At 61.9% G+C, this 25,575-nt stretch carries 23 protein-coding genes; 2 read left to right on the top strand and 21 right to left on the bottom strand.

The window, feature by feature from the left end; all coding sequences use genetic code 11:
- Nucleotides 1–113 precede the first annotated feature (113 nt).
- From HX790_RS22095 to HX790_RS22130, 8 genes are all read right to left on the bottom strand, one after another.
- Nucleotides 114–1,088 (bottom strand): alpha/beta hydrolase, encoded by a 975-nt coding sequence (locus HX790_RS22095; RefSeq protein WP_176992141.1) that lies wholly within the window; start codon nucleotides 1,086–1,088, stop codon nucleotides 114–116.
- Between the two features lie 162 nt (nucleotides 1,089–1,250).
- Nucleotides 1,251–1,730: a VOC family protein gene (locus tag HX790_RS22100; RefSeq protein ID WP_017138934.1), complete on the bottom strand. Its 480-nt coding sequence runs from the start codon at nucleotides 1,728–1,730 to the stop codon at nucleotides 1,251–1,253.
- Nucleotides 1,731–1,777: 47 nt separating this feature from the next.
- Nucleotides 1,778–2,179, bottom strand: a complete 402-nt coding sequence (locus HX790_RS22105; RefSeq protein WP_176992142.1) for an ester cyclase — start codon at nucleotides 2,177–2,179, stop codon at nucleotides 1,778–1,780.
- Between the two features lie 39 nt (nucleotides 2,180–2,218).
- Nucleotides 2,219–2,839: a LysE family translocator gene (locus tag HX790_RS22110; protein WP_176992143.1), complete on the bottom strand. Its 621-nt coding sequence runs from the start codon at nucleotides 2,837–2,839 to the stop codon at nucleotides 2,219–2,221.
- Nucleotides 2,840–3,082: 243 nt separating this feature from the next.
- On the bottom strand, nucleotides 3,083–3,319 hold the full coding sequence (locus tag HX790_RS22115; protein WP_017138931.1) for a hypothetical protein: 237 nt from the start codon (nucleotides 3,317–3,319) through the stop codon (nucleotides 3,083–3,085).
- A 63-nt stretch (nucleotides 3,320–3,382) separates the two neighbouring features.
- A complete protein-coding gene (locus HX790_RS22120; RefSeq protein ID WP_017138930.1) occupies nucleotides 3,383–3,715 on the bottom strand; it encodes an antibiotic biosynthesis monooxygenase in 333 nt (110 codons plus the stop codon).
- 41 nt (nucleotides 3,716–3,756) lie between these two features.
- Entirely contained in the window at nucleotides 3,757–4,731 is a 975-nt protein-coding gene (locus HX790_RS22125) for a zinc-dependent alcohol dehydrogenase family protein (protein ID WP_017138929.1), read from the bottom strand.
- Between the two features lie 64 nt (nucleotides 4,732–4,795).
- Nucleotides 4,796–5,098: a helix-turn-helix transcriptional regulator gene (locus HX790_RS22130; RefSeq protein WP_017138928.1), complete on the bottom strand. Its 303-nt coding sequence runs from the start codon at nucleotides 5,096–5,098 to the stop codon at nucleotides 4,796–4,798.
- 154 nt (nucleotides 5,099–5,252) lie between these two features.
- Here HX790_RS22130 and HX790_RS22135 point away from each other — a divergent pair, with 154 nt between their 5' ends.
- A complete protein-coding gene (locus tag HX790_RS22135) occupies nucleotides 5,253–5,723 on the top strand; it encodes a DUF2867 domain-containing protein (protein ID WP_026013834.1) in 471 nt (156 codons plus the stop codon).
- 123 nt (nucleotides 5,724–5,846) lie between these two features.
- Nucleotides 5,847–6,827 (top strand): ketopantoate reductase family protein, encoded by a 981-nt coding sequence (locus tag HX790_RS22140; protein ID WP_176992144.1) that lies wholly within the window; start codon nucleotides 5,847–5,849, stop codon nucleotides 6,825–6,827.
- A 24-nt stretch (nucleotides 6,828–6,851) separates the two neighbouring features.
- Here the strand turns inward: HX790_RS22140 and HX790_RS29750 are convergent, their stop codons facing one another.
- The 13 genes from HX790_RS29750 to treZ all read right to left on the bottom strand — a co-directional run bounded on the left by HX790_RS29750 (nucleotide 6,852) and on the right by treZ (nucleotide 25,550).
- Nucleotides 6,852–8,345 carry a methyl-accepting chemotaxis protein gene (locus tag HX790_RS29750; protein WP_176992145.1) on the bottom strand — a complete coding sequence of 498 codons (1,494 nt, stop codon included), beginning with the start codon at nucleotides 8,343–8,345 and terminating at the stop codon, nucleotides 6,852–6,854.
- Between the two features lie 148 nt (nucleotides 8,346–8,493).
- A complete protein-coding gene (locus tag HX790_RS22150) occupies nucleotides 8,494–9,513 on the bottom strand; it encodes an alpha/beta fold hydrolase (protein ID WP_176992146.1) in 1,020 nt (339 codons plus the stop codon).
- Nucleotides 9,514–9,652: 139 nt separating this feature from the next.
- Nucleotides 9,653–12,202, bottom strand: a complete 2,550-nt coding sequence (locus HX790_RS22155) for an autotransporter outer membrane beta-barrel domain-containing protein (RefSeq protein WP_176992147.1) — start codon at nucleotides 12,200–12,202, stop codon at nucleotides 9,653–9,655.
- A gap of 244 nt (nucleotides 12,203–12,446) precedes the next feature.
- A complete protein-coding gene (locus tag HX790_RS22160; RefSeq protein ID WP_176992148.1) occupies nucleotides 12,447–13,208 on the bottom strand; it encodes a PIG-L deacetylase family protein in 762 nt (253 codons plus the stop codon).
- Between the two features lie 177 nt (nucleotides 13,209–13,385).
- Nucleotides 13,386–14,045, bottom strand: a complete 660-nt coding sequence (locus HX790_RS22165; protein WP_017138921.1) for a glycosyltransferase family 2 protein — start codon at nucleotides 14,043–14,045, stop codon at nucleotides 13,386–13,388.
- Complete coding sequence (locus HX790_RS22170; RefSeq protein ID WP_138453669.1) at nucleotides 14,042–14,641, bottom strand: SAM-dependent methyltransferase; 600 nt, start codon at nucleotides 14,639–14,641, stop codon at nucleotides 14,042–14,044. The genes HX790_RS22165 and HX790_RS22170 overlap by 4 nt, the downstream gene beginning before the upstream one ends.
- A complete protein-coding gene (locus HX790_RS22175) occupies nucleotides 14,638–15,396 on the bottom strand; it encodes a PIG-L deacetylase family protein (protein WP_176992149.1) in 759 nt (252 codons plus the stop codon). Before HX790_RS22175 ends, HX790_RS22170 begins: the two co-directional genes overlap by 4 nt.
- Nucleotides 15,393–16,391 carry an acyl-CoA dehydrogenase family protein gene (locus HX790_RS22180; RefSeq protein ID WP_099549664.1) on the bottom strand — a complete coding sequence of 333 codons (999 nt, stop codon included), beginning with the start codon at nucleotides 16,389–16,391 and terminating at the stop codon, nucleotides 15,393–15,395. The genes HX790_RS22175 and HX790_RS22180 overlap by 4 nt, the downstream gene beginning before the upstream one ends.
- A 1-nt stretch (nucleotide 16,392) precedes the next feature.
- The gene (gene glgX, locus HX790_RS22185) at nucleotides 16,393–18,552 is read right to left on the bottom strand and encodes a glycogen debranching protein GlgX (RefSeq protein ID WP_017138917.1); all 2,160 of its coding nucleotides are present in this window, start codon (nucleotides 18,550–18,552) and stop codon (nucleotides 16,393–16,395) included.
- A 124-nt stretch (nucleotides 18,553–18,676) separates the two neighbouring features.
- Nucleotides 18,677–18,946, bottom strand: coding sequence for a DUF2934 domain-containing protein (locus tag HX790_RS22190; RefSeq protein ID WP_017138916.1), 270 nt, complete (start codon nucleotides 18,944–18,946; stop codon nucleotides 18,677–18,679).
- A gap of 24 nt (nucleotides 18,947–18,970) precedes the next feature.
- On the bottom strand, nucleotides 18,971–21,727 hold the full coding sequence (locus HX790_RS22195) for a malto-oligosyltrehalose synthase (RefSeq protein ID WP_176992150.1): 2,757 nt from the start codon (nucleotides 21,725–21,727) through the stop codon (nucleotides 18,971–18,973).
- The gene (gene malQ / locus HX790_RS22200; RefSeq protein ID WP_099549667.1) at nucleotides 21,724–23,808 is read right to left on the bottom strand and encodes a 4-alpha-glucanotransferase; all 2,085 of its coding nucleotides are present in this window, start codon (nucleotides 23,806–23,808) and stop codon (nucleotides 21,724–21,726) included. The genes HX790_RS22195 and malQ overlap by 4 nt, the downstream gene beginning before the upstream one ends.
- Nucleotides 23,805–25,550 (bottom strand): malto-oligosyltrehalose trehalohydrolase, encoded by a 1,746-nt coding sequence (gene treZ / locus HX790_RS22205; protein ID WP_176992151.1) that lies wholly within the window; start codon nucleotides 25,548–25,550, stop codon nucleotides 23,805–23,807. Before treZ ends, malQ begins: the two co-directional genes overlap by 4 nt.
- Between the last annotated feature and the right edge of the window lie 25 nt (nucleotides 25,551–25,575).

Consider the following 25,575-nt stretch of genomic DNA (forward strand, 5'->3'; position numbering starts at 1 on the left):
CCTTGCGCCTTGGCAATCAAGCCAATGGCACAAAGGTTAACGAAAGACGTTGCTGACATGCGCTGGCACACCCTGAATAAGATCTCCATCTTCAGGGGATGTGACTGAATATGTCAACTCCGCCGAAGGTGCTCGCGCACAAATGCGGCGACCTCGGCTGCCAGTTCCGCATCTTCCGGTGCGCCCATGAAGCCGCCATGGGGCATGGCCTCGAACACATGCAGCAGCGCCGGCACCTGCGCCTGGCGCAAGGCGCGGTGCATGCGCACGGTGTTGGACAGGAACAGATCCCGTGTACCGCTTTGCAGGAAGGTCGGCGGGAAGCCGGCCAAATCACCAAACAGGGGCGACAGGTACGGGTGGGACAAATCCGCGCCATTGGCATACAGCAGGTTGGTGCTCATCAGCGGCATGGGCAGAACCACGTCGACGCCTCGGTTGACGTGGAAACTGTCGCCGGATTCGGTCAGGTCGACCTCCGGCGAGAGCAGCACCAGCGCCGCTGGCATTGGCAACCCTTCGTCACGGGCGCGCAAGACCATTGCCGCCGCCAGGTTACCGCCTGCCGAACGGCCGCCAATCACGATGTGCTCAGGCGCATGGTGCTTGAGTACATGGCGGTAGGTGGCCACGCAGTCATCCAGCGCCGCCGGGTACGGGTGATCAGGCGGCATGCGGTAATCAATGCCGTAGCACATCAGGTTGTGCAGGTCGGCCTGCTTGCCGGCGGCAATACGGCAGTTTTCGCCGCCACCGAACACCAGTGCGCCGCCGTGCAGATCGATGTAGGCAAAGGGCGTGTGGCCCGTCGGTGTGGCCACGTGCACGGTGGCGCTTTCTACTGTGATGGTGTGCAGGTTGGCGCGCAGTGCGTCCGCCTGCCCGGCATTGGCGCTGGTGTAGTTCTGGTCGACGACGGCTTGCAGCTGGCGCCAGCCATCGTGGTCGTGCGGCGCGGGCATGCTGTGCAGTGCGTTCAACGGCACGCCATCAGCCCCGACCAGGCGCTGGAGTGTCGCCTGGGCTGGGGCGCTGATCGAGCTTGGGACCGGGATGGTGCGCGGTTCAAGTTTTACGCCATGGTTCATGGGCCTGAGACTCGTGTTCGACGACTGAGGCCGCAAGAATGCCAGACTGCGGGCGGGTGTGGGAGCGGGCTTGCTCGCGAAAGCGGTGGGTCAGTCAATATCTGCCTGTCTGAAAGATTGCATTCGCGAGCAAGCCCGCTCCCACACTGGTCTGTATAGCGTTCAACGCCCAGCTATCGCAGCTTCGATGGCGGCCACGTCGATCTTGGTCATGGTCATCATCGCATCGAACGCACGCTTGGCGATGGCCGGGTCGGCATGCGTCACCGCCGCAGACAAGACGCGCGGGGTGATCTGCCAGGACACGCCCCATTTGTCCTTGCACCAGCCGCAAGCGCTGGCCTGGCCGCCGTTGTCGATAATGGCATTCCAATAGCGGTCGGTTTCGGCCTGGTCGTCCGTCGCCACCTGAAACGAAAACGCCTCGCTGTGCGGGAACGCCGGGCCACCATTCAGGCCCAGGCAGGGAATGCCCAGCACGCTGAAGTCGACGGTTAATACATCGCCTTGCTTGCCCGCCGGAAAGTCGCCAGGGGCGTGATGCACGGCCGTCACAGCGCTGTTCGGGAACGTCCGGGCGTAGAAAGTGGCCGCCTCCAGGGCGGTACCGTTGTACCAGAGGCAGAGGGTGTTTTTGTTCATCTTGGGTCTCCACGGGGTGGTTGGGTGTAGAGAGTCTAGACGGTCGATCAAGGTTTATCGGGTGTCAGCTGTTGGGCTATCGCGGCTTTGTCGATGACCGACCAGACCCGCGCAATTTTCCCGTCGCAGCACTCGTAGAATACGTTTTCATCGAAGGCCACGGTCCTGCCGTTGATCGGCAGCCCGAAGAACTCGCCTCTGGGGCTGACGTTGAAATTCAACCGGCTGGCGATGGTAGGCGGGTCGGCTACCAGCAGTTGGATGCGAAACACCAGGTCCGGGATCTCACGAAAGTCGCGTTCCAGCATCGCGCGGTAGCCTGCCAGGCCGACGGTGGTGGCGTTGTAGGTCACCTGCGGGTGGACGAAGTGGCCCAGGTGCTCCCAGTCCTGGCGGTTGAGGCAGTCGATGTAGCCTTGGTAAAAGTCGGCGAGTTCGATTCGGGTCATGTCGCGTTTTCCCTGTTCGTTGAGTGCGCAGGCTTGTCCTCACACCCTGCGCGCCATCAACAACACCGTCGCCGCCGCCGATAACAGCCCGGCGCAGCAGCGATTGAATAGGCGCTTGCCGCTGGGTTCGGCAAACCAGCGACGCATGTGCGTGCCCATGTAGGCGTAGGCGCTGATCGCTATCCATTCTAAACCCAGGAACATCCCACCCAGCAGCGCGAATTGGGGGGTGATCGGTTGGCCGGGTACCACGAATTGCGGGAGGAACGCGGTGAAGATCAGGATGGCTTTCGGGTTGCCAGCCGCCACCAGAAACTCCTGACGTGCCAACGCCCACAATCCCACCTTGTCTGTCGCTGATTCAGCTTCTTTCTGCGGGTTAGCCCGCCAAAGCTGAAATGCCAGATAAAACAGATACGCCGCACCGAGAATCTTGATCCCGTAGAACAGCAGCTCCGAAGTCTGCAGCACCACCGCCAAGCCGGCAGAGGCGAGGGCGATCATGCCGCCAAAGGCCAGCAAACGGCCAATACCCGCAAGGCAAGAAGTGCGATAGCCATAGCGCGTGGAGTTGCTTACGGACAGCAGGTTATTGGGGCCAGGCGCCATGTTCAGGGCGAAGCAGGCGGGGAGGAAGAGGGCGAGCGTGGCGAGGTCCATGGCGGCTCCGGAGTGGGTCGAGCGGGAGCGAGGAGGATAAAGGGTCTTGAGGGGGTTGGACAATCCGCAAAAACCGCACCAGGCGCGGTGAAATACCATGAGTGTTTTGATGCGACGCAATGATCCCTAAGTACGCGTGCTTTCACTTTAAAAGTGTTGGGTTCACCGCGCCGGCCAGAGGCGTGCACAAAGATAAAAGATGGACGGGGCCAGCGCGAAGGCTGGTCCCATCTCGCGGGCGGCTCAGCGCTTCGCGGCTTCACACTCGTTACGTAAATTGCTGTCTTGAATGTTGCCGCAGCTTTGGCCGTTGCTCTTGGCATTGCAATAAGCGCGTTGATCGCTGTCGCTGATGTTGCCGCAGCTTTGCCCGTTCATTTCTGCCTGGCACGTGGCTCGAAGGTTGCCGTCACTGATATTGCCGCACCCGGCGTAAGCGTAGCCACTGAGCATCAACAATATTGCAATGATGACTCTCATTATTCTCTCCATGGGTGTCAGGAAGTAGCCTGACGCTGACTGATCCATGCTGCTTTTGCTGCGCTAGCGAGCCGTCAAATTGACATCGTTGTTTAGAGAAGTTCCATCGGCAAACGCCTCCACATGGTAAACCGCCGGTTCTGCAGAGAAGTACGCCTCCAACCCCGACATAAACACACGATGATCTTCACTCGCCTCAAACCCCGGCGTGTGATCCTCCAAGGTCTCCCAGCGCACTATCAAGTTGAACACCTCTGGGCTTTCAACCCCTTGCGCGAGCATATGCCCACCGTAACCTTTAGCGCGGCTGAGCAGCGGCAAGACCTCGGCAAATGCGGCTCTAAACGCTTCGAATTGTGCTTTGTAAACCGGCAGCAGCGCGATCTCGTAAACCATGATGTTTCTCCAGGCAAGTTTTCAACCTTAAACCGCTGTATTCACGCGAGAAGCGACGGCGCGACGGCAATCGCAATCTTCCCCAGCAGGCCGTTATTGCGACGCTCCAACCGCGCGTGGGCGAGCGGGATATCTGCCAGCGAATACACCTCACCCACGTGTGGCCGCAGTTGTCCGCGTTCTACCAACGCGCTGAGTTCATCGAGTTTGCCGCGGTTCTGCCGCGTGAAGACAAAGTGATAACTGGCATTCTTGCCCCAGGCATTAACCAGATTTTGCGGCTGCGCAATGTCCACAATCGACACCACACGGCCCAGTTGCGCGAGTGCGTCGGGGCTGCGGGCCAAGGTGTTGCCGCCGATGGTGTCAAACACCACATCAACGCCACGACCAGCGGTTTCGCGCAGGATGACCTCAAGGTAATCGTCCTTTTCATAGTCGATGATCACATCGGCGCCCTGGCTGCGGGCGAACTCAATGTTGGCTTCGCGTACGGTGGTGAACACCTTGGCGCCGATGGCTTTTGCCAGTTGGATCGCCACATGGCCGACGCCGCCTGCGCCGCCATGTACCAGAACGCTCTCGCCGACCCGCAGCGCCGCGCGCACCACCAGTGCTTCCCAGGCGGTGCCGCCGACCAGGCTCAGGCTCGCGGCTTCCAGGTGGCTCAGGGCCGCAGGCTTTTTGCCGATGATGTGTTCGGCCGCCACGTGGTACTCAGCGTAACTGCCGGGGCCGTCAAATATTTGCGGGGTGTACCAAACCTCATCGCCTGGTGCAAAAGCAGTGACGCCTGGGCCGAGGGCTTCGACGACGCCGGAAACGTCGTGCCCGGTTATCGCCGGCAAGGGCACCAGGTCAGGGTAGTCGCCACGTCGCACCTGATAATCCAACGGGTTGATGGAAGTGGCGTAAACCCGCACTAACACGTGCCCGGCATGGGGGACGGGCTTAGGCACGTCGCGAAGTTCGAACGCTTGCGGGCCGCCAAATGCGTTGAGTATCAATGCTTTCATTGCTCATCCTCGTTTCGATAAAAAGAGATATCGCGAAAACTAGATATATTGCGATAAAAAAAACCTACAACTCTTTGCCTATGATCTCGGCAAGCACACGGATGTTTGCCTCGTTACGCTTGTAGTAGGTCCACTGCCCGATACGGGTGACTTCGACCAACCCCACCCGTTGCAAGGTGGCCAGGTAGCCCGACACGGTGGACTGCGAAAGGCCGATGCCTTCCTGGATACTGCTTACGCACACGCCCACCGTGTGAACGTCACCCTCATCTTGTGCGGGGAAGTTCTTTTCGGGGTCTTTCAAACCTTTCAGTATTTCCAGGCGTGTCTGGTTTGAGAGGGCTTTGAATACGTCGAGTAATTCCATGGGCGGATCATATCGAGAATTATCGATATGTCAACCAGCCTGTCCCGCGCTTTACTTGAGCAGCCCTGCAAAATAACCTGCGCCTGCAGGCATCACTCGGTTTCATCACCAACCGCGCTTTTCAGGGAGAAATCAGTTGGTTACTACAGATGTTATTCACACACTGGGCACACCTGCAGAGCTGGATTACTACGACCGCAGGTCGGTCATGTTGCCAACTGATGTCACAGCACTGGAGGCCTGGAACATTGTGACCGCCGAGCGCGGGTGGCCGATGCAGTTGGCTTTTCGAATCCGCGACGGGATTTCGTCGCTGTTTGGGGTGAAACGTATCGGTGGGTTCTCCGGCACACCGCAAAATGCGGTACAGGCGGGCGAGCGCTTGGACTTCTTTCTGGTGGAGCACAGTGCTCCCGATAGGTTGGTGCTGACCGAGCGCGACCGGCACCTGGATGTGATGATTTGTCTGTCTGTCAGTGACCGCGTGTTTACGATCACCTCATCGGTGATCACCCATAACACCTTTGGGCGCCTGTACATGTTGCCGGTAGGGCCGGTGCACAAGCTCATCGTCAACAATGACTTGAGGCGACTGAAACGCAGGCTGGATGCGCTGCAAAAGTAACCTGTGGCTATGTTTGCCTTGGCTGATGGGTGTGAGCCAAGTGCGGCTGCTTTTTCAATGAGACGGGCTTGTTCCGGCCTGTTTAGCCAGTATTCTGTTCCACTCCCTCAGTGAGGTTTACCCATGCGCGTCACGGTCGTAGGTGCTGGAGCAATCGGTGGTTTCCTGGCGTGCAAATTGTTCGCCGCCGGCCACGACGTCAGCGTGATCGCGCGTGGCGAAACACTCGCCGCCATTGGCGAGCATGGGCTGAAGCTGCACACGGGCGATGAGGTGTTGGTTGCCCCACTGAAAGCGACCTGCGCACCTGAAGAGCTTGGCATTCAGGAGATGGTCACATTTGCCGTCAAGGCGCCGGCAATGCCCAGTGTGGTGGAACAGGCCAAGGCATTGATTGGCCCGCAAACCCTGGTTATTCCTGCACTCAACGGCTTACCCTGGTGGTATTTCCTGCAGTCGGCAGGCGCTTTGGCGGGTATGCGTCTTGAGGCTGTCGACCCCGGTGGCGTGATAGAAAAGGCTGTGCCCGTTGCAGCCGTTGTCGGTTGCGTTGTATTTGCCTCATGTACCGTGCTGAGTCCCGGTGTGATCAAGCACATGTCCGGAAGCCGAATGGTGTTCGGTGAGCCGGCCGTTGGTAATAGCGCGCGCGTAGATGCAACCACCGAGGCTTTTCGTGAGGCAGGTTTTGATGCCCACGCCCACGCCAATGTGCGCGAAGAAATATGGTTGAAGCTGCTGGGCAATGCCTGCTTCAACCCGGTCAGCCTGTTGGTGGGCTGCGCAACCGATGAGTTGATCGACGACCCATTCCTGCACGCACTGTTCATCGGCATGATGGATGAGTTGCTGGATTTGGGACGCACACTGGGCATCGCGCCCCAGATTGATTCCGCGCAACGCATTGCGATCACCGGCAAGCTCGGCAAGGTGAAAACCTCGATGCTGCAAGACGTTGAGGGGCACAAACCGGTGGAGATCGAGGCCATCCTTGGCACGCTTGTTTCAGTGGCTGATCGCATCGGGGCACCGATACCTCGCACGCGCACCGTGTATGCCTTGGCGCGCATGCGGGCTAAAAAACTGGGGATTTTGCCAGGCTGAGCCATCCTCACGTTGAGGCGTTTTTCAGGAGTGAAACCTGCGCCCCAACGCATCCAGCCGCACTGCAATCGGCGGCAACTGCTCACTGCTGCGCGCGAGGGTTTCCACATCATCCGCGGTGTTTTGTGCAATGTTCTGCACGGACTGCAGGCGCCCGACGATCTCCAGGTTGGCCGAGGTTTGTTCGCGGGTGGTCATCACGATTCGCCCGTTCAGCTCGTCGATATGCGCGATGTCGGCGCCCACGGCCTGCAACATGTCCACCGCCAGTTGGCTGTCCTCCACACAACGCGCTACACCTGCCTGGCTGTCGTGCATTGCCTCGACGGCCTGGCGGCTGCCGTGTTGCAGGCCTTCGATGATCTGTTTGATTTCCTGGGTGGAGACGGCAGTGCGTTGCGCCAGGCTGCGGACCTCATCGGCGACCACCGCAAAACCTCGGCCTTGCTCGCCGGCGCGGGCGGCTTCGATGGCGGCGTTGAGCGCCAGCAGGTTGGTCTGGTTGGCGATGCTGCTGATCACTTCAAGCACCGAACCAATCTGTTCGGCCTGGGTGGCCAGGCCTTGTACGGTGTGGTTGGTGCCGTCGATGCGCGAGGCCAGTTGGGTGATTTCATGTTGGGCACGGCCGACGCTTTGCTGGCCGCGCACAATCTGTTCGCGGGCCTGGCCTGCATGCTCCACCGCGTGTTCGACGTGTTGCGTGATGTGGGCGGTGGCGTCTTCCATACGCTGCATGGAGCCGGTCATCTGGTTGATTTCCGCCAACTGATGGCGTGCGCCGGTTTCCAGGGTACCGCTGGCGCTGGCTAATGCCTGGCCGAGTTGGCCGAGGCCGTGGGAGTCGCGTGTCACGCCATCGATCAGGTGGGTGATCTGTTGCAGGAAGTGGTCGAAACGCTTGGCCAGGGACATATGCACCTTGCCTTCACCCTGGGCGGTTTCAACGGTGAGCTGGGAGGTCACGGCGAGCATTTTTTCCAGCATCTCCTGGCTTTCGACCGCCTCGGCCTGGCTATGAATGGCGAGGTAGAGCAGGGCGACCGTCTCCATCACAACGTAGAAGGCGTGCACGAACACCATGTTCCAGCCGCCATGATGGTCCATCACAAATACCGGGAAACCCTGATGTTGCAACGCGTGAAACACCACGTGGTGGACGGCGATGGTCAGCGCCGCGACGAGGATCGGCAGCCAGTCGCGGTAAAACGTCAGCACCGCCAGCAGCGCGAAGATACCGAAGTGCGCTTCGATCAAGCCCTGCGCCTGGTTAATCTGCAGCGCCGCCATGACCATCAGGCCGGCGCCCAGCAAACAACGCATCAAACGGGTGCCACCGAGGGCGCGATAGAGCAAGGTGAGCACCACGCTGGCGCCGCCGCCGACGATCACCGCTTGCAACCAGGTGTCGTGCCAGAAGGCCAGGCCCAGGGAGAATAAAAACATCAGCCAGATCAACGCCAGCATGATGCGGTCGGCTTTGCGGTAGTGCTCCAGGAAGCGGGCGCGTGCGGGCATTCACTCTTACTCCATGTGGTCGAGCCAGGAACAAAGCATGCGGCGTGCCATGACGGCTCGCAAAAGGAACGCCAAAGGGCGGCGCCAGAAGCGTATCGGCATTCCTTTGGGCGACTTTAGGCACGGCTGCCAAGCAGTTCACGTCGCTTCACAGGCGATCGGCGTCCACTATGGCCTTGGCAAACGCCGCCGGCGCTTCTTGCGGCAGGTTATGGCCGATGCCGCCGCTCACCAGACGGAACTGGTACTTGCCGGTAAAGCGTTTGGCGTAGTCCTCGGGTAATGGATGCGGCGCACCGTTGGCGTCGCCTTCAAGCGTGATAGTCGGCACGCCAATGCTCGGCGACTGCGCAAGTGTTTGCTCCAGGGCAGCGTATTGCGCTTCGCCCTGTACCAGGCCCAGGCGCCAGCGGTAGTTGAAGACGGTGATGGCCACGTGATCGGGGTTGTCCAGGCCTTTGGCGCTGCGTTCGAAGGTGGCCTCGTCAAAGGCCCACTTCGGCGAGGCGGTCTGCCAGATCAGCTTGGCGAAATCGTGGGTGTTTTTCTGGTAGCCGGCGGCGCCGCGTTCGGTGGCGAAGTAGAACTGGTACCACCACTGCAACTCAGCTTTGGGTGGCAGCGGGTTCTTACCGGCGGCCTGGTTGCCGATCAGGTAGCCACTGACTGACACCAATGCCTTGACCCGTTCCGGCCACAGCGCCGAGACGATATCTGCTGAGCGCGCGCCCCAGTCGTAACCGCCCAGCACCGCTTGATTGATCTTCAGCGCATCCATGAAATCGATCACGTCCTGGGCCAGCGCCGCCGGTTCACCGTTACGCAAGGTTTTATCCGACAGAAAACGCGTGTCGCCATAACCCCGCGCATACGGGATCAACACGCGGTAGCCCTTGGCGGCCAACAGCGGTGCGACGTTGGCGTAGCTGTCGATATCGTAGGGCCAGCCATGCAACAGGATCACCACTTGGCCATTGGCCGGGCCGACCTCGGCGTAGGCCACGTCCAGCAGGCCGGCCTTGATGTGCTTGAGCGTCCCGAACGCCGATTGATGCTGCGGTGCCGGGGTTTGCGGTTCGGGCATCTCGGCATGGGCCATGCCCATGGCCGCGAATGGCAACAGGGCAAAAGCCAGGAAAAGTGGGTGGCGTTTCAACTGAGCGTGCATGGCGAGCCTCCTGGGGCTTGATGTGTGCCGGGTGCTCAGTTGAACGTCGTGCTGTATCGGCTGTGTTTCAGCAAGTGCCATGGGTTAAACGTTGTGTATCGCAACGGGCCCTGGATACAGTGCGATACACATACGCGGATCAGAAATCCATTCGAAGCCCCAGCGTGCCTTGGCGGCCGTTGAGGGCATTGCTGTCCAGGTTGCGGTTGTAGCCCAGTTGGCCGTACAGGCTGATGCCTTGGGCAACGGTCAAGGTGGCGCCGACGTTGAGGTCCAGCGTGGTCGACTTTTGCTCGGTGTTTATGTCGGTAGCATCATCGAACCTAACGGTGTTGGTGCCGGCGCGGGCATGCCAGACGTTGGCACGCGCGTATGGCTGCAGGGGCATACCACTCACCTCATAGCTGCCACGCAAGCGGGCACCCAGGCGGGTGGTGACATGCGTGTCAGCGTCGTAGGAGACGGCGGAGATTCGGTCGTTCTGGCTGTCCAGCCGCGTGCGGTCGACGATGAGCTGGGCTTGTGGCTCCAGTTCCCATTGGGCACTCACAGTAAAAGGCCAGCCCGCTTCGGCGGACGCCAATGCGTTGCTGCCTTTGGTTTTCATCTTGATGCCCCGGTCGGACTCGTTGTTGCCGGTGAAGCGGGTGCCCATTACCACCAGGTCCAGATAGGCGCGGTTGGCGCCGATCAGTGTCCAGTAGGCGCCTAGGCTGTCGCCGCGCAAGGTCAGGCGGCCTGCGTCCTTGTCTTGGAAGCCACCGTTGAAACCCTTGACGTCGCCTTGCAGGCGGCTGTGGCCCACAAAGAAGCCAAGCCGGTGAGTCTGGCCGCTGTCCGTGGTGGTGGCGTACAGGTCGCTGCCCACCTGGAAGGCCGACAGCGAACTGTCCAGTGTCGGGCTGACCGTTCCCGCGAAACTCTGGCGACTGTTGCCGCCGTACACCCTGGCCCAACCCGTGGGGAATACCCCGGTTTGTTGCTGCTGGCGCTGATCGCCCACGCGTTCGTGGTAAGTCCCCAGCATGCCTTGCACGATTTGCTCGGCAGCTTGAAACAGCACGGCGTACACCGGCACTTCGGCGCGGTAAAGGGGGATTGCGGTGTTGCCTGGATTGGGCGGCAATGCCGGGGTGCCAGGCGCTGGGGTGGGCGGGGTAATCACCGCATCCGGCGTAGGCTGCGCCGGCACGGTGGAGCGCAGGTAGTAATTCTGTTCCGTACCCGCGGTCACGCCCCCTCTGAACAAGTGATAGTCAAACGCACCAGCAGACACGGGGCCAGCCAGCGAGAACGCACCGACGCTGCTGGTTGCGCCCTGGGTTGCCTGTACCACCTCTATGCCATCCTTCACGGTCAGCGCACCTGCACCGCCCAGGTTGGTGATGCTGATCGCCGTGGCGCCCTGCAGGGTGCCTTGGCTGACCACCAGTTTGTCGCTGGGTGAGTTATCCGCGCCCAACACCGTTTGCAGCGCCAACCGACCGTCCGTGCCGATGTAATTGCCGTTGACCGTCAAGCTGTCGGTCGTGCTGGAACTGTAGGTACTCATATCGATCAGACCGGCGTTGTTCAAGGTTGCCAATTGCCCGGACGTGAAGGGCGCGAGAGTGCCCGTTGTGACGATCAATCTGCTCGTTGCATCGATGCTCATTGCGCCGGTACCGGTATCGCTGCCTCCCAATACGAATGTGCCACCCAGTGTCAGGGCTGACCCATTGATCATAGACACCTGCTCCCAGCCGGTGTAGCGGCTCGGGACGCTGGTTTGCGTTGCGTCAAAGGTGAGGGTGTCGTTACCCACGCCGCCGTCCAGTTGGGGGGTGGCGGCCAGCAAGGTTTCGCGGAGGTTTTTCAGCAGGGCAGAATCATCATCGGCACCCATGAGAATTGCCCCGTTGATTGTTCCCCCGTCGGTCCAAATGAACTGATCGGCGCCGAAGCTCGTGAGGATTTGGCCGTTGACCCTGCCACCGCTGACCTGGATCAAATCCACGCCGGCGCTGGTGCTGATGTTGCCGCCGATGGTGCTGGTGCCCGAGACGAGAATGGTGTCCCTGCCCAGCCCTGTGACAAGGTTGCCGACGATGGTGCCGCCGCGCATATCGAAGACGTTGTTATCGAGTTTCATGTCGACCCGGCCGATGGTGCCGCCGGTCATCAATGCTTGATCGCCGTCTTCAAAGGCGCCCTTGATGGTGCCACCACTCATAACGAATGTGTCATGGCCGTCGCCTTGGGCCAGTGACTCGACAGTGCCATCGCGCATGACAAAACTGTCAATGCCCCCGCCCTGGATGATCGCCCCCGCGTGCCCACCGTTGATCTGCACCAGATCCACACCATCGCCCTGGGTAATGGACCCCGTGACCGCGCCCAGCGTCAGACGAAACGTATTCGCACCGTCGCCCTGGTGCAGCATCCCATTGATTGCCGCTGTCGCACCGTTGATGTCAACCAGATCGTTGCCGGCCCCCAAGGTGACATCACCGTTGAGGGAGCCGCTGCCGCTGAGGTTCAGCGTGTTGTTGCCGGCGGTGTCGGTAAAGCCCGGCGCGGCGCCGCTGTTGCAGGTCGAGGTGTCATTGCCGGCGGTAATGTTGATCGTGCAGGCGCCAAGCGACGGCAGCGGCCACACCGCCATCAACGTGATACCCAGGTAAGTCAGAAAAACTGGCAGTGTGCGCATGACGGCTCCTTGTCCGAAGGAAGTTCCCGCACCTGAGCAATCAGGTGCGGTTCAAGCCATGGGAAGGTAGAGCGCGATACGGAGCAGGCACGACGGGTTGCCTGTTCTACGAAAACACCGGCGAATGCAAGGGGTTGGCATGGCTTTCTCGACTGCACATCAAGCTGTGCAGGCTTTTTGCACCTTAGTCGCAGAGTGAGCCGGGTGCTACTGTGAGAACTGACAGGTACAGGCGAGTGCTGGCCTAGGCAAACACGATCTCATAGGGCTCACGCATCCGCTCCAGCAACTCCTGGGCAAGCATTGGCGCCAGGCCGATCTCCGGGTCGCCGACCAATTGGCTGGCATACGCATGGGCGGCGTGAAGCTTGCGCGCAACGCTCCAGCTGTCCAGGCGCACCTTGCGCGCGCGATGCCAGGGGATCACCGAGCCTTCGCGCACCGGCCAGTGCCAGGCCCATATCGGCAGTTCATACAGGCGCGCGCCGGTGAGCTGGCAGGCTTTGGCGCTGGCGCGGCCGACGGCGTCATGGTCGTCCTTGCCGTCGTGGCGCCAGGTGGTGAACACCACGTCACCCGCTTGCAGGTAGCGGGCAATGAACTGGCTCATGGGTTGTTCGCGGGCGGCAAGGGCGTCGTCGCAAAAGCCGCCGCGAATCCACTTCAGGCTGTGCAGCGGCATGCCCAGGCGCCGCAGCGCCTCGGCGCTTTCCTGCGGCCGGATCACACTCAGGCGGCTTGCCGGCCAAGCATTCGAGCCTGGGTGGCTGGCGCTGCCATCGGTGATCGAGATCAGTTGCAGTGGGTGGTCGAGGGTGCTGAGCAGTTGCAATAATCCGCCACACGCCAACACCTCATCGCCGGGGTGAGGCGCGATGACCACCACGCGCGCGCCGCGTGGCACCAGGGAGGAGGGCTTGATAAAGGGGATTTGCGCCAACTGTGGCGCACTGTTCCAGATTTGCGCAGGGCCGCGACGGCCCTCGCTTAATGAGGCAGATTTCATCGGTGTCACGTCCTTGTCGAATGATGCCGGGTCGTACCCCGTTGACGGGACGACGCTCTTGTACTCAGCACAGGCTCCGCTGCGATGAACTGCGGCCATCCAACCCTGGATGACCAGCAAGGCGATTTCAGCATAGTCAAGGATTCGGCGTTTTTACATCGTGCAGGGTCGAAATATTCAGGTGGCCTGCATCAAACTCTTCAAATAATCACCAAAACCGCCTTGGGCACGGCAGTCCAGGCGTGCGCTGGTAATTACCTGTGGCGTGTGACTCCAGGCGATTGAAGCACCGCAGCGCTCCAGGTTGCGCACCAGTTGCACATCTTCGTGGCAGGCCAACGGTTCGAATCCGCCGGACTGCACATACGCCCCGGCACTCACGCCCAGGTTGGCACCGTGAATATGGCGATGGCCGTCGCGAGCCTCATAGGCTTGGGTGTAGCGGATTTGGGCTGCCACGCCGAAGCCTTCGCTCCAGTCGTCCACCGTCACTGTGCCGCACACAGCATCGGCGCCCAAGGCCAGTTGCGCCACCAACCAGTCGGGGGCGACACGGCTGTCGGCGTCGGTGCACGAAATCCAGCGTGCACCCTGGTTTAACAAGTGCCGCGCACCCACTCCGCGCACCTGCCCGACGTTACGTGCCAGCACGTGTAAACACTGCACCGGATACGCCTGGGCAATCGCCGCACTGCCATCGCTGCAGCTGTCGAGCACGGCCAGGATCTGCACAGGCTCACCCAGCAAATCAGGGTGGCTGGCGGCAATCATCGCGGCTTTGAGGCACTCGCCCAATAGCGCTTCTTCGTTATGTACCGGGATTAGAATGCCGATCATCGCAAGCCCTCATGGGTGGCGACCGAGGTGCCGTCACGGCTCCACAGGTCGAGTAGAAAGTCACTGTCGTGATGGTGGGCGAGGTGGGCCATGCCCAGGCGTTGCGCGAGCATTTCGTGCACCTGTTCGGCCGTTTGCGGGCAGCCATCGATGCGCGGGCGCCAGTGGCAGGCGAGCAGTTGGCCGTTGTCGGTCAGCGCATTCAGGGCACAGTCGATCAAGCGCTGTAAATCCTCGGCATCGAGGTAGTAGCAGAGTTCGCTCAACACAATCAGTTCGAACTGGCCGGGCGGCCATTCCTCAGGCAAACGGCTTTGATGAACCTGGGCGTGGCTGAACCCCCGCAATCGGGTTTGCGCCAGCGTTACGGCAGCGGCGGCCGTGTCGCAACACACCAGGCGCTCGCAGCGCGGCGCCAATTCGGCACTCAGCTCGCCGTTCGCGCAGCCGGGTTCAAAAATCGAGCGATAGCGGGGCCGTGTCAGCACCGCCAGGGTGAGTGCGCGTTTACGCTGTTCGTACCAGCGCTGGCGAAAGGCCCAAGGGTCGTCATTACCGGCGAACAGTTGATCAAAATAGGGTGTGGCCACACTCATACAAACACCACTTCAAAAGGTTGCAGCAAACGCTCAACCACATAGGGTGCCAGCACCGGTGCCAGACCCACTTGCGGGTCGCCTTCAAGTTGGCTGGCAAAGGCGTGAATGGCATGCCGTTTGCGCGCCACCGCTTCAGGTGTCAGCACGATTTTGCGCGCACGTTGCCATGGCACCTGGCTGTCTTCGGGCGTTGCCCAATGCCAGGTCCAAACGGGCAGTTCGTACAGGGTCGCACCTACCGCCTGCGCCGCTTTGGCGCTGGCGCGGCCAACGGCTTCATGGTCGCAATGCCCGTCTTCGCGCCAGGTGGTGAACACCACATCGGTGGGCTTGAGATACCGCTCTATGAACGCGCTCAACTCATCTTCACGGGCCGCCACCTGGCTGTCGGCAAAGCCTGCGCGCAGCCACTGCAAACTGTGCATTGGCAGGCCGAGACGGTGCAGGGCCTGGGCCGACTCCTGCGGGCGCACGATGCTCAAGCGCTCGACCGGCCAGCGCCTGGAGCCTGGGTGGCTGGCGATGCCGTCGGTGACGGAAATCAGTTGGATCTGCCGGTCCAGCATGGCCAGGCCTTGCAGCAGGCCGCCGCAGCCCAGCACTTCGTCGTCCGGGTGCGGAGCAATAATAACGGCGCGATGCCCCGCGGGCACCAACTGCTCGACACTGATTTGCGGCAATTGGGCCATATGGGCTGAACCCTGCCATTGATGCAACGGCGTGCCCTGGCCAACGATCGGGTTGAGTTTCATAACAGCCACCTACCTGTGGGGTCGTCCGCAACCAGCTTTCCCAGCGCCGCCAGGTCACGCTCGGCGTGACTTTGACGTACATATACGGGTAAGTCCGCCATCAATTGGGCGAAATGCGGATCTTTGCAGTAAGGCCCGGCACCCACCGCGCGCCCGACGTGATGAATGACCTGCTCGACGGTATCCTCGACGCACGCCCGTGCCTGTTGGGCCAGTTGCCGCGCATTGGCGCGAGGGTGGCGGTCAATCTGCTCAGCACCGTCGCGCAGTACACAGGCGGCGCTGTTGAGCACGCTGTCGACCGCGCCCAAGTGCGCCAGCGCATGCTGTTCGGGACGTTGGCTGCAATGCACACGCAGCACCTCAGCCAGACGTTGCGCGCCGCCATACCAGCACGCGGCGATACCGACGCCGCCGTGCCAGAAGCCAGGCCGTGACAGGTAGTCGCCCGGCTCGCCAACCGCGATGCCGCGGGCCTCATCAAAGATGATTTCGACACTGCCGGTGGCCGCCATGCCCACGGCTTTCCAGCCTTCGTGGGTGACGGTGACGCCGGGCTGGTCCATCTCGACCGCCACCAACTGTTGGCGGTCGTCTTCGTCCCAGGCGGTCAGCAAGCCATGGCTGACCACCGCTGCGCCGGAACACCAGGCTTTACGCCCATCGACGATCAAGCGCTGGCCGTCGCGGCGTACGCGTACCTTGGCCGTCGGCGGTTCGGCGGCCCACATGCCCCAAACACTGCCCACGGGCGGCAAGGGGCTGTCGAGCTCGGCGATGATCGCCAGGGCATCGGTGTGACCTTCGAACAGCTTGCACAGGCGCAGGTCATGACCTGCCACCTGCGCCAGCCGGCTGAAGCGTTCCAACGTCTGGCCGCTGCCGGGCAATGGCAGTTGGTCCAGGCCTTCCTCCTGAAGCGCCTTCAGTGCAACGCCCAGCGCCTGCGTGTCGGCGTAGCTGCGGTTGCCTTGAAGGAATCCATGCAGAGCCATCTCACACCTCGTCGTCGCGTTGCAATTCGAACAGCAGCAGTGAGCGTCCGGTTACCGCGTATTCGTGCTCGAAATCAAAACGCTCCTGACCGCGCACGGCGGGTGCATTGGTATCGAGCATGCAGGTCCAGAATTCACCCTGGGGCACCGGCGGCAGGCGGAAATTCACCATGTCGTGGTGGGCGTTGACCACCAGAAGCAAGGTCGCATCACCCCCAGCGCGACGAATCCCGGTTTCCTGGGCGCGGCCGTCCATCAGCATGCCCAGGCAGCGGCCATGGCTGTCTTGCCACTGTTCGGTGCTCATCTCGTTGCCATCCGGCGCCAGCCAGGTGACGTCTTTTACGCCGAGGTCTTCGTTGTAGTCGCCCACCAGGAAACGCCCACGGCGCAGGATCGGGTAGGCCAGGCGCAATTTGATCAGGCGTTTGACGAACTTGAGCAGTGCCTTGCCGTCGTCGTCCAGGTCCCAGTTGACCCAGCCGATCTCGCTGTCCTGGCAATAGGCATTGTTGTTGCCGTGCTGGGTGCGCGCGAACTCGTCACCGGCCACGATCATCGGTGTGCCTTGGGCCAGCAGCAGCGTGGCGAAGAAATTGCGCATCTGGCGCAGGCGCAGGGCGTTGATTTCCGGGTCTTCGGTGGGGCCTTCGACGCCGTGGTTCCAGGACAGGTTGTTGTTGCTGCCGTCCTGGTTGTTTTCGTCGTTGGCCTCGTTGTGCTTGTCGTTGTACGACACCAGGTCGTGCAGGGTGAAACCATCGTGGGCAGTGATGAAGTTCACCGAACTGTAGGGCCTGCGCCCACGGTGGTTGAACATCTCGCCCGAGGCGGTCATGCGCCCGGCAAAGTCCGCCAACTGGCCGTCATCGCCTTTCCAGAAGGCGCGCACGGTGTCGCGGAAGCGGTCGTTCCATTCCACCCAGCCGGGTGGAAAGTTGCCCACTTGGTAGCCGCCGGGGCCACAGTCCCAGGGTTCGGCAATCATTTTCAGCTGGCGCAGCACCGGGTCCTGGCGGCAGGCCACAAGGAAGCTGTGGCGCTCGTCGAAACCGTCGCGGTAGCGCCCCAGAATGGTCGCCAGGTCAAAGCGGAAGCCGTCCACGTGCATTTCGGTGGCCCAGTAGCGCAGTGAGTCGGTGACCATTTGCAGCACGCACGGGTGGCTCAGGTCCAGGGTATTGCCGGTGCCGGAGTCGTTGATGTAGAAGCGCTTGTCGTCGGGCATCAGCCGGTAGTACGAGGCGTTGTCGATGCCGCGCATCGACAGGGTAGGGCCGCGCTCGTTGCCCTCGGCGGTATGGTTGTAGACCACATCGAGGATCACCTCGAGCTTCTGCTCATGCAGGTGCGCGACCATCTCCTTGAACTCGGCGATCTTGCCGCTGGCCAGGTAACGCGGGTCAGGCGCAAAGAACGCGATGCTGTTGTAGCCCCAATAGTTGGTCATGCCTTTTTGCAGCAGGTGCTGGTCGTTGACGAAGGCATGCACCGGCAGCAGCTCGACGGATGACACGCCGAGCTGGCGAATATGTTTGAGCACGTCATCTTCCATCAGCCCGGCACAGGTGCCGCGCACCGACTCGCCCACTGACGGGTGACGCATGCTGATGCCACGCAGATGGGTTTCGTAGATGATCGTGCGGTCCCACGGCACCCGTACCGGCTGGTCGTTGCCCCAGGTGTGCGCAGGGTCGATGACCTTGCACTTGGGCACAAAGGGCGCGCTGTCGCGCTCGTCAAAACTGAGGTCGTCGTCCGGGTGGCCGATGGTGTAGCCGAACAGTGCCTCGGACCATTTGAGTTCACCCACCAGCTGTTTGGCATAGGGGTCGATCAGCAATTTGTTGTGGTTGAAGCGGTGACCATTGGCCGGGTCATACGCACCGTACACGCGGTAGCCGTAAATCAGCCCGGGATGGGCGTCGGGCAGGTAGCCGTGGAAGATTTCGTCGGTGTATTCGGGCAGTTCGATACGTTCAAGCTCGACCTCGCCGGTATCATCGAACAGGCACAGCTCGACCTTGGTGGCATTGGCTGAGAACAGCGCAAAGTTGACACCCAGGCCATCCCAGGTGGCGCCTAGAGGGAAGGGCAAACCTTCACGAATCCGCGACGGCTCGTTTTCCGGCGTGGCTGGGTTGTTATCGGGTTTGCTCATTAAATTGCTCCTGCAAGGGTCTTTTTTCGGGCCAAGCGCTACCGTGCCGACGGTTGCTCAGCTGGCGCACTGAAAAGTAAAAAGGGCCTCCTGGCGACAGTGTCGGCAGGAGGCGCGTGGGCTGTTAAGGCTTGGGCTTTTTCGGCGCCGCAGGCTTTTTGGCCGCTGGCGGTGCGGGCTTGCTGGCCGCCGGGGCCGGCGGCTTGGCTTTTGGCGCAGGCTTGGGAGCGGTCTTGGGTTTGGCCGCAGCTTTGGGTTTGCTTGGGGTCAGCGCTTCGGCTTCGGCTAATTTGCGCGCCATCTCCCAGTGGCGTGCATCTTCACCGTGGGGCTTGCCTTCGGATTCCCAGATCTGATGCGCCAACTCGCGTATGCGTTTGTCTTCAGTACTCATCACAATACTCCTCACAGAAAATTTTCAGCTTTCTTGATCATCGGGATTGATAAAGACATTGACCGGGAAATCCCCCAGGGCAGCGCTGATCAACAGCTCCTTGTTTGGTGTGACTGCGCCTGTATGAAAAAGTCCCTTCCAGTTTTGTGTTGTGGTGGCGAACGGTAATTTCACCTGCGTATCGCCCCAAACCTGCGCATTGATATGGGGTTGTTCACTGTTTTCCAGCAGGCGATGGGGCCAGCGTGGCACCACCACCAGCAGGTGTTTGCCTTGATACGTGCGGCAAAATGCGACGACGTGATCGGCGTGTTTGCCTACCACTTCCAGCGGCGTGTAGCTGCCGCGTTGGAAGCGTTCGGCGTTGGCCTTGCGCACGGCCAGCACCTGGGCAATCAGCGCCTGTTTGATACGCCCGTCGCGCCAATGGGACAACAGCTCGCCGACGTCCGGCGGTGTGTTCAACGCCTGTTGCCGTGCGTTGAAATCCACCGGGCGGCGGTTGTCCGGGTCTACCAGGCTGAAGTCCCAGAACTCATCGCCCTGGTACAAATCCGGTACACCCGGCACGGTGATACGAAGCAAGGATTGCGCCAGGCCGTTCAGTGCGCCCGCCGGGGCGATGGCCTGGGCGGCGTTGCCGATGGCGTTGCGTAACGGGGTGCCGGCATCGCTGAGCAACAGGCGTGACAGGAAGGCATCGACCGCCTGTTCATAGGCTTCGTTGGGCGCGCTCCAACTGCTTTGCAACTTGGCTTCGCGCAGGGCTTTTTGCTGCCATTGCCACAGGCGTTGCTGGTAACCCTGCATGTCCGGGTTGCTATCCAGCGGCCAACTGCCGAGCAGCACTTGGTAAAGGATCAGTTCATCGCCCGCCGACGGGCTGTGTGCATCGTCGCGCAACGGTGCCGCGAGGCGGCGCCAATGCTCGACTTGTTCGACGTACCAAGGTGCGCATTCACTCAGTACCGCCAGGCGCGCTCGCGTGTCTTCGCCGCGCTTGTGGTCGTGAGTGGCGGTGGCCAGCAGGTTGTCGGGGAAGGTCTGCAGGCGCTGTTGATTGGCCGCATGAAAGTCCGCCAGCGGTGCACTGAACTGTTCGGTGCTGAAGCCCACATCGTTACGCGACAGCAGCACCGCCGAGCGGTAGAAGGCGGTGTCTTCCACGGCCTTGGCCGCCGCCGGCGACGTGAGCTGCTGGAAGCGCACGCAGGCATGCTTGAGCATCTTGCGTTCACGCCCGACCGGGCGGTTGCGCCACGGCTGGCCGCCCAGCCATTTTTCCAGGTGGTCGAGCACCGGCCAGTCGCCTTCGCCCAAGGTGCTGCGAGCACCGGCCAAGGCTTGCAGGAAAAACACATCATCATGGGCGCTGCGCCCACGGGCACTGATGTAGGTGCGGTACACCGGGAAGTGCACGATCAGCTCCTGCAAGGCACGGCGGATTGCGCCCAGGGTCAGGTCGCGGGTCATCACGTCGTCGCGGGCCACTTGCAGCAGGGCCTGGGCCACACTCTCGAAGTCACCGGCCAGGGAACCGTTGAGAATCTGCTGGCGGGCCAGCCAGGCTTCTTCGATAAACGCGGCGGGCCGTTCACTGTGGCGCGTCCACAGCTGCGCCAACGGCGCAAAGCCTGTCGGGTCGTGCTGCAACAGCGACAGCTGGTTCATGAATTCATAGCCGGTGGTGCCATCCACCTGCCAGTCTTCGCGCAGGGTTTCGCCTTCACCGAGGATTTTTTCTACAAAGATCGGCAAATGCCGCGTTGGCGAGAGCGAGTCCACGCGCCTGCGCAACTTGCGGCAATACCCGCGTGGGTCAGCCAACCCGTCGATATGGTCGATGCGCAAGCCGTCCACCAGCCCTTGGCTGATCAGCTCGAAAATCTTGCCGTGGGTGGCTTCGAACACGGCGCTGCGTTCTACGCGCAGGCCGCCGAGTTCGTTGACGTCGAAGAAGCGCCGCCAGTTGATATCGTCCGCTGCGGTGCGCCAACTGGCCAGCCGATAAACCTGTTGTTCCAGCAAGGCGTGCAAGTGATTGAAGCCGTCCGGCTGGCGCCCATCAAATTCGGCCAGCTGGCGTTCGATGGCGTGCAGCACCGAGGCTTCGGTGGCCCGTTCGGCCAGCACGTGTTTGAGCCAGCCGGCTTCGGTGTAGGCGTCATCCTGGCAGGCAAGGGCGCTGAAACGCTCGGCCAGGGGCTTCAACAATTCATCGCCGCCCAGAATCATGGCGTAGTCACGCGGGCAAATCGGGAAGCGGTGCTCGTAATGCTCGACGTAAAAACCGCCCTGCACGGCATCGAACTTGAGCGCCAGGTTGCCGCTTTGCAGCGCTTCACCGTAGTCGCTGCCCAGAAACGGCATCAGTAACTGACCCTTGAGCAGCGGGTCCGGCGAGTGCCACTGGATATCGAAAAACTCACTGTAGGGACTCAGGCGGCCCCATTCCAAGAGGTCCAGCCACCACGGGTTGTCTGCACCGCCGACGGCCATATGGTTGGAGACGATATCGAGGATCAGCCCCATCCGGTGCTCACGCAGCGCCGCAACCAACCTGTGCAAGGCCGGCTCGCCGCCAAGCTCGGGGTTGACGCGGGTCGGGTCAACCACATCGTAGCCGTGCATGGAACCGGCGCGGGCGGCCAGCAGCGGCGAGGCATACAGGTGGCTGATGCCCAGTTGGGCGAAGTAGGGCACCAGGGGCACGGCATCATCCAGGGTGAAGCCTTTGTGAAATTGCAGGCGCTGGGTCGCGCGCAGGGGTAATGCGTTCATCGGTCACGCTCATGGGCCTGGTTGCGCGCCACGGCCAGCAGCTCCAGGCGGCGGGCGGCGCTGTCGTTGTCGAGCAGGCTGGCGGCTTCACCCGGCAGGCGGCGGCGCCAATTGGGGTGGGTGTCGGTGGTGCCGGGCAGGTTGGCTTGTTCCTCGATGCCCAGCGCGTCTTCCAGCGGCAACAGCACCAACGGCGCGCGGGTGTGGCCCAGGTAGCGCACGCTGGCGTCGAGCATATGGTCGGTGTCATTGCGGATTTCATCGACGAAGTTCTGCGGGTCCTGGCTCAAGGCCTGGCGCAGCGCCTGGCGTTCGCGCAGGCGGTGTTCGCTCCATTGCTCCACGGTCGGCGCATCGATCAGGCCCAGCTGGATATTCCATTCGATATCGCGGCTGTGCCACCAGCCGTTGAGGGTTGGCAAGTCGTGGGTGCTGGTGGTAGCCAGGGCGTTGTCCGGCCAGTCGAGGATCGGCTTGAAGTGGCCGTCGTGGTTTTGTTCAAAGAGTAAGACGCGCATGCCCAGGATCGAGCGGCCGCTGAGTTTTTCGCGCAGGCCATCGGGCACGGTGCCCAGGTCTTCACCGAGCACGATGGCCTGGTGGCGGTGGGATTCCAGCGCCAGCAGGCGCAGCAGGTCATCCACCGGGTAGTACAAATACGCGCCTTCGCGCGGCGTAGCGTCCATGGGGATGACCCACAGGCGTTGCAGGCCCATCACATGGTCAATGCGCAGGCCGCCGGCGTGGGCGAAGTTGGCCCGCAGCATTTCGATAAAGGCGCGAAAGCCGTTGCGCTTGAGACCTTCGGGGGAAAACGCCGAGATGCCCCAGCCTTGACCCGCGCGGTTGAGAATGTCCGGTGGCGCGCCGACGGTAAGGTTGGCGAGTAGCTCGTCCTGCCGGCTCCACGCCTGGCTGCCGCCGCCATCGGCACCGACCGCCAGGTCTGCGATCAGGCCGATGCCCATGCCGCTGCCACGCGCGGCTTGTTGCGCGCGCTCCAGGCTGCGTGCGATCAGCCATTGGCAGAAGGCAAAATAGCCGATCTCATTCGTATGGTCGGCGGCAAATTGCGTCAGCGCCGGGCTCTGAGGCGAGCGCCATGCTTCGGGCCAGTGGCGCCAGTCGAGGTCTTCACCGGCGGCGGCACGCAAGGCTTGCACGGCTTCAAAGCGACAGTGGTTCTCCAGGGCTTCGCCGCCGGCCTGGCGAAAGCTCAGGAAGTCGGCGTGTTGCGGGTGCTGGCCGTGGCGGAAATCTTCATACAAGGCACGCAACAGGCGCTGCTTGGCGCGGGCGGCGGTGGGCCAGTCGATCAAGGTGAGCTGTTCCAGGGCGTGCAGCTCATCCGTAAGGTCCAGTGCCTCGATGGCGTTGCGCACTTCGCGCTCGCCAAGGATGCAGGCGGGCGAGGCATACAGGCTGTTGAGGAACAGGCGGCTGGACGGTGAGTAGGGGCTGTAGCGCTCGGTGTCGGCGCTGAACATCGCATGCATCGGGCTGATGGCCAAGGCATCGGCGCCGCGTTCGGCGGCGCTGCGGGCCAGGTGCTCCAATGCCAGGGTGTCACCGAAGCCGCCGTCACCCAGGCGGCGCAGTGCATACAGCTGCGCACTCAGGCCCCAGGCGCGGGCCGGTTGGCTGTCGACCGCTTCAGCGACGCTGTAGCAATGGGTAGGGGCCACGGCCAGGGTGAAGGTTTGGTCGTCGATATGCACCTGGTGATAACCTAGCGCGATTACGCCGGGCAGTTCGGCATTGCCGTCCAGGCGCAATTCCAGGGTTTCGCCCTGTTCCAGGCTGACGCGGCACGGTGTGTCCGGGGCGAAGTAATGCGCGAGGTCCAGACCCACGCCGGTGTCCACGGTCATCAGCGGTGGCAGGTGCTTGTCTTGTTGCACCCGTTCCATTTCGAGCAGGCTGGCATTGATCTCGGCGTCAGTATCGGCCGGGTGGCCCAGGCCTTTGAGGACGGCACGCAAGGCGGCGGGTTCGACATGTTGCGGGCGGCCGTTTGCGTCGATCCAATCGACGGCCAGGCCCGCGCGGCTGGCGAGTATTTCCAGGTTCGCTTCGCTCAAGGGTGATCTCCAACAGGGGATAAGGCGACGCGTGCGCTGAACGGCGCCAGTTGCGCGCCTTCATGGGCAGACGTCTCGAATAGCAGGTGCGGCGGCGCCGGGTGATCCAGCGGCGTGGCACCCAGGTTCAGGTCAATCTGCAACAGGCTGCCGTTGCCCAGGCGCCAGCGCGCGGTGACGGCGCCGTCGGCCAGTACCTGCGCGCCCAGGGCCACGCTGCCGGGCAAGTGCGGCACGATGTGCCGATGGCGCAGGCTCAGCAGCTGACGGTAAAGCTGCGCGTGTTCGTTCTCGGTGAAGCGGGGCGCCGACTGCAGGAAAGTCGGCAGCGCATTCGGGTCAGGGATCTGTTCGCGCCGCTCAGGGTCTTTAAACGCGGCGAAATCGGCAAATTCGTTGCGTCGGCCTTCGCGCACGGCTTCGGCCAGCTCACCGTGATGATCGGTGAAAAACAGGAACGGCTGCTCGGCGTTGACTTCATCGCCCATAAACATCAGCGGAATCATCGGCGACATCAGCAGTAAGGTGGTGGCCGCCTTCAGCGCCTGGGGCGAGCACAGTTGGTGCAGGCGCTCGCCCAAGGCGCGGTTGCCGACCTGGTCGTGGTTTTGCAAAAACGCCACGAAGGCGCTGGGTGGCAGATCACCACTGGGTTCGCCGCGCGCATGGCCGTGACGGGTGGTGTGGCCTTGGTAGATAAAACCTTCGCCCAGGCAGCGCGCGAGTTTCTCGGTGGGGGCTTGTGCGAAGTCGCTGTAATACGCATCCGTTTCGCCCGTGAGCAGTACGTGCAGTACGTTATGGAAGTCGTCATTCCACTGCGCATCAAAGTCGTGCTTGAGCAGGCGAGCCTGGTTGAGTTCGTTTTCCAGCACCAGCCACACGTGCCGGCCGGTGTCCACCTGCTGGCGTACCCGTTGCGCAAGTTCCTTGAGGAAACCGGGGTTGTCGATGGCGTGTACCGCGTCCAGGCGCAGGCCGTCGAAGCGGTACTCGAGCAACCACATCAGTGCGTTGTCGAGGAAAAAGTCGCGCACCTCACGGCGATCAAAATCAATCCCGGCGCCCCACGGCGTGTGCACGTCTTCTTCAAAGAAGCCTTGGGCGTACTGGCCCAGGTAATTGCCATCGGGGCCGAAGTGGTTGTAGACCACATCCAGGATCACCGCCAAACCGTGTTCGTGGGCACTGTCGATCAGGGCCTTGAGTTGTTCGGGGGAGCCATAGGAGGCTTGCGGGGCGTAGGGCAGCACCCCGTCGTAGCCCCAATTGCGCTCGCCGGGAAATTGCGCCAGCGGCATTAGTTCAATGGCGGTCACGCCCAGTTCGGCCAGGCGTGGCAGGTGCTTTTGCACGCCGGCATAGCCACCCAGTGCGCCCACATGCAGTTCGTAGATCACCGCCTCATGCCAAGGGCGCCCTTGCCACTGGCTGTGTCGCCATTCGTAGGCGAGGGGGTCGACGACCACGCTCCAGCCGTGCACGTCGAGTGCCTGGGCCCGGGATGCCGGGTCCGGCACGTCCTGTTCGCCATCAATGTTGTAGCGGTAACAAGTGCCCGCCGGGCACTCGGTTTCTACCTCGAACCAGCCATCTGCCTGGGGCAGCATGGCGATGGACTTGCCGTCTTGCAATTCAACGCTGACATAAAACGCGTCTGGCGCCCACAAGGCAAAACGCGTGTGTTGCGCGTCCAGCATGATTGCGCCGTGGGGCCAGGTTTCCAGAGTCCGTGACGGCATCTATGAAGACCTCCCTTTTTTGAAA

It is taken from the genome of Pseudomonas sp. IPO3747 (assembly GCF_013385245.1).
In the GTDB taxonomy this organism is placed as follows: domain Bacteria; phylum Pseudomonadota; class Gammaproteobacteria; order Pseudomonadales; family Pseudomonadaceae; genus Aquipseudomonas; species Aquipseudomonas edaphica.

Excerpts from the sequence above, each read along its gene's own strand:
- HX790_RS22175 (WP_176992149.1), bottom strand. The coding sequence starts at position 15,396 with ATGAAACTCAACCCGATCGTTGGCCAGGGCACGCCGTTGCATCAATGG.
- HX790_RS22120 (WP_017138930.1), bottom strand. The coding sequence starts at position 3,715 with ATGGTTTACGAGATCGCGCTGCTGCCGGTTTACAAAGCACAATTCGAA.
- HX790_RS22180 (WP_099549664.1), bottom strand. The coding sequence starts at position 16,391 with ATGGCTCTGCATGGATTCCTTCAAGGCAACCGCAGCTACGCCGACACG.
- HX790_RS22095 (WP_176992141.1), bottom strand. The coding sequence starts at position 1,088 with ATGAACCATGGCGTAAAACTTGAACCGCGCACCATCCCGGTCCCAAGC.
- HX790_RS22195 (WP_176992150.1), bottom strand. The coding sequence starts at position 21,727 with ATGAACGCATTACCCCTGCGCGCGACCCAGCGCCTGCAATTTCACAAA.
- HX790_RS22105 (WP_176992142.1), bottom strand. The coding sequence starts at position 2,179 with ATGACCCGAATCGAACTCGCCGACTTTTACCAAGGCTACATCGACTGC.
- HX790_RS22160 (WP_176992148.1), bottom strand. The coding sequence starts at position 13,208 with ATGAAATCTGCCTCATTAAGCGAGGGCCGTCGCGGCCCTGCGCAAATC.
- HX790_RS22130 (WP_017138928.1), bottom strand. The coding sequence starts at position 5,098 with ATGGAATTACTCGACGTATTCAAAGCCCTCTCAAACCAGACACGCCTG.
- HX790_RS22165 (WP_017138921.1), bottom strand. The coding sequence starts at position 14,045 with ATGATCGGCATTCTAATCCCGGTACATAACGAAGAAGCGCTATTGGGC.
- HX790_RS29750 (WP_176992145.1), bottom strand. The coding sequence starts at position 8,345 with ATGCCCGCACGCGCCCGCTTCCTGGAGCACTACCGCAAAGCCGACCGC.
- HX790_RS22110 (WP_176992143.1), bottom strand. The coding sequence starts at position 2,839 with ATGGACCTCGCCACGCTCGCCCTCTTCCTCCCCGCCTGCTTCGCCCTG.
- HX790_RS22190 (WP_017138916.1), bottom strand. The coding sequence starts at position 18,946 with ATGAGTACTGAAGACAAACGCATACGCGAGTTGGCGCATCAGATCTGG.
- glgX (WP_017138917.1), bottom strand. The coding sequence starts at position 18,552 with ATGAGCAAACCCGATAACAACCCAGCCACGCCGGAAAACGAGCCGTCG.
- HX790_RS22100 (WP_017138934.1), bottom strand. The coding sequence starts at position 1,730 with ATGAACAAAAACACCCTCTGCCTCTGGTACAACGGTACCGCCCTGGAG.
- HX790_RS22125 (WP_017138929.1), bottom strand. The coding sequence starts at position 4,731 with ATGAAAGCATTGATACTCAACGCATTTGGCGGCCCGCAAGCGTTCGAA.
- HX790_RS22115 (WP_017138931.1), bottom strand. The coding sequence starts at position 3,319 with ATGAGAGTCATCATTGCAATATTGTTGATGCTCAGTGGCTACGCTTAC.
- HX790_RS22150 (WP_176992146.1), bottom strand. The coding sequence starts at position 9,513 with ATGCACGCTCAGTTGAAACGCCACCCACTTTTCCTGGCTTTTGCCCTG.
- HX790_RS22155 (WP_176992147.1), bottom strand. The coding sequence starts at position 12,202 with ATGCGCACACTGCCAGTTTTTCTGACTTACCTGGGTATCACGTTGATG.
- treZ (WP_176992151.1), bottom strand. The coding sequence starts at position 25,550 with ATGCCGTCACGGACTCTGGAAACCTGGCCCCACGGCGCAATCATGCTG.
- HX790_RS22140 (WP_176992144.1), top strand. The coding sequence starts at position 5,847 with ATGCGCGTCACGGTCGTAGGTGCTGGAGCAATCGGTGGTTTCCTGGCG.
- HX790_RS22170 (WP_138453669.1), bottom strand. The coding sequence starts at position 14,641 with ATGAGTGTGGCCACACCCTATTTTGATCAACTGTTCGCCGGTAATGAC.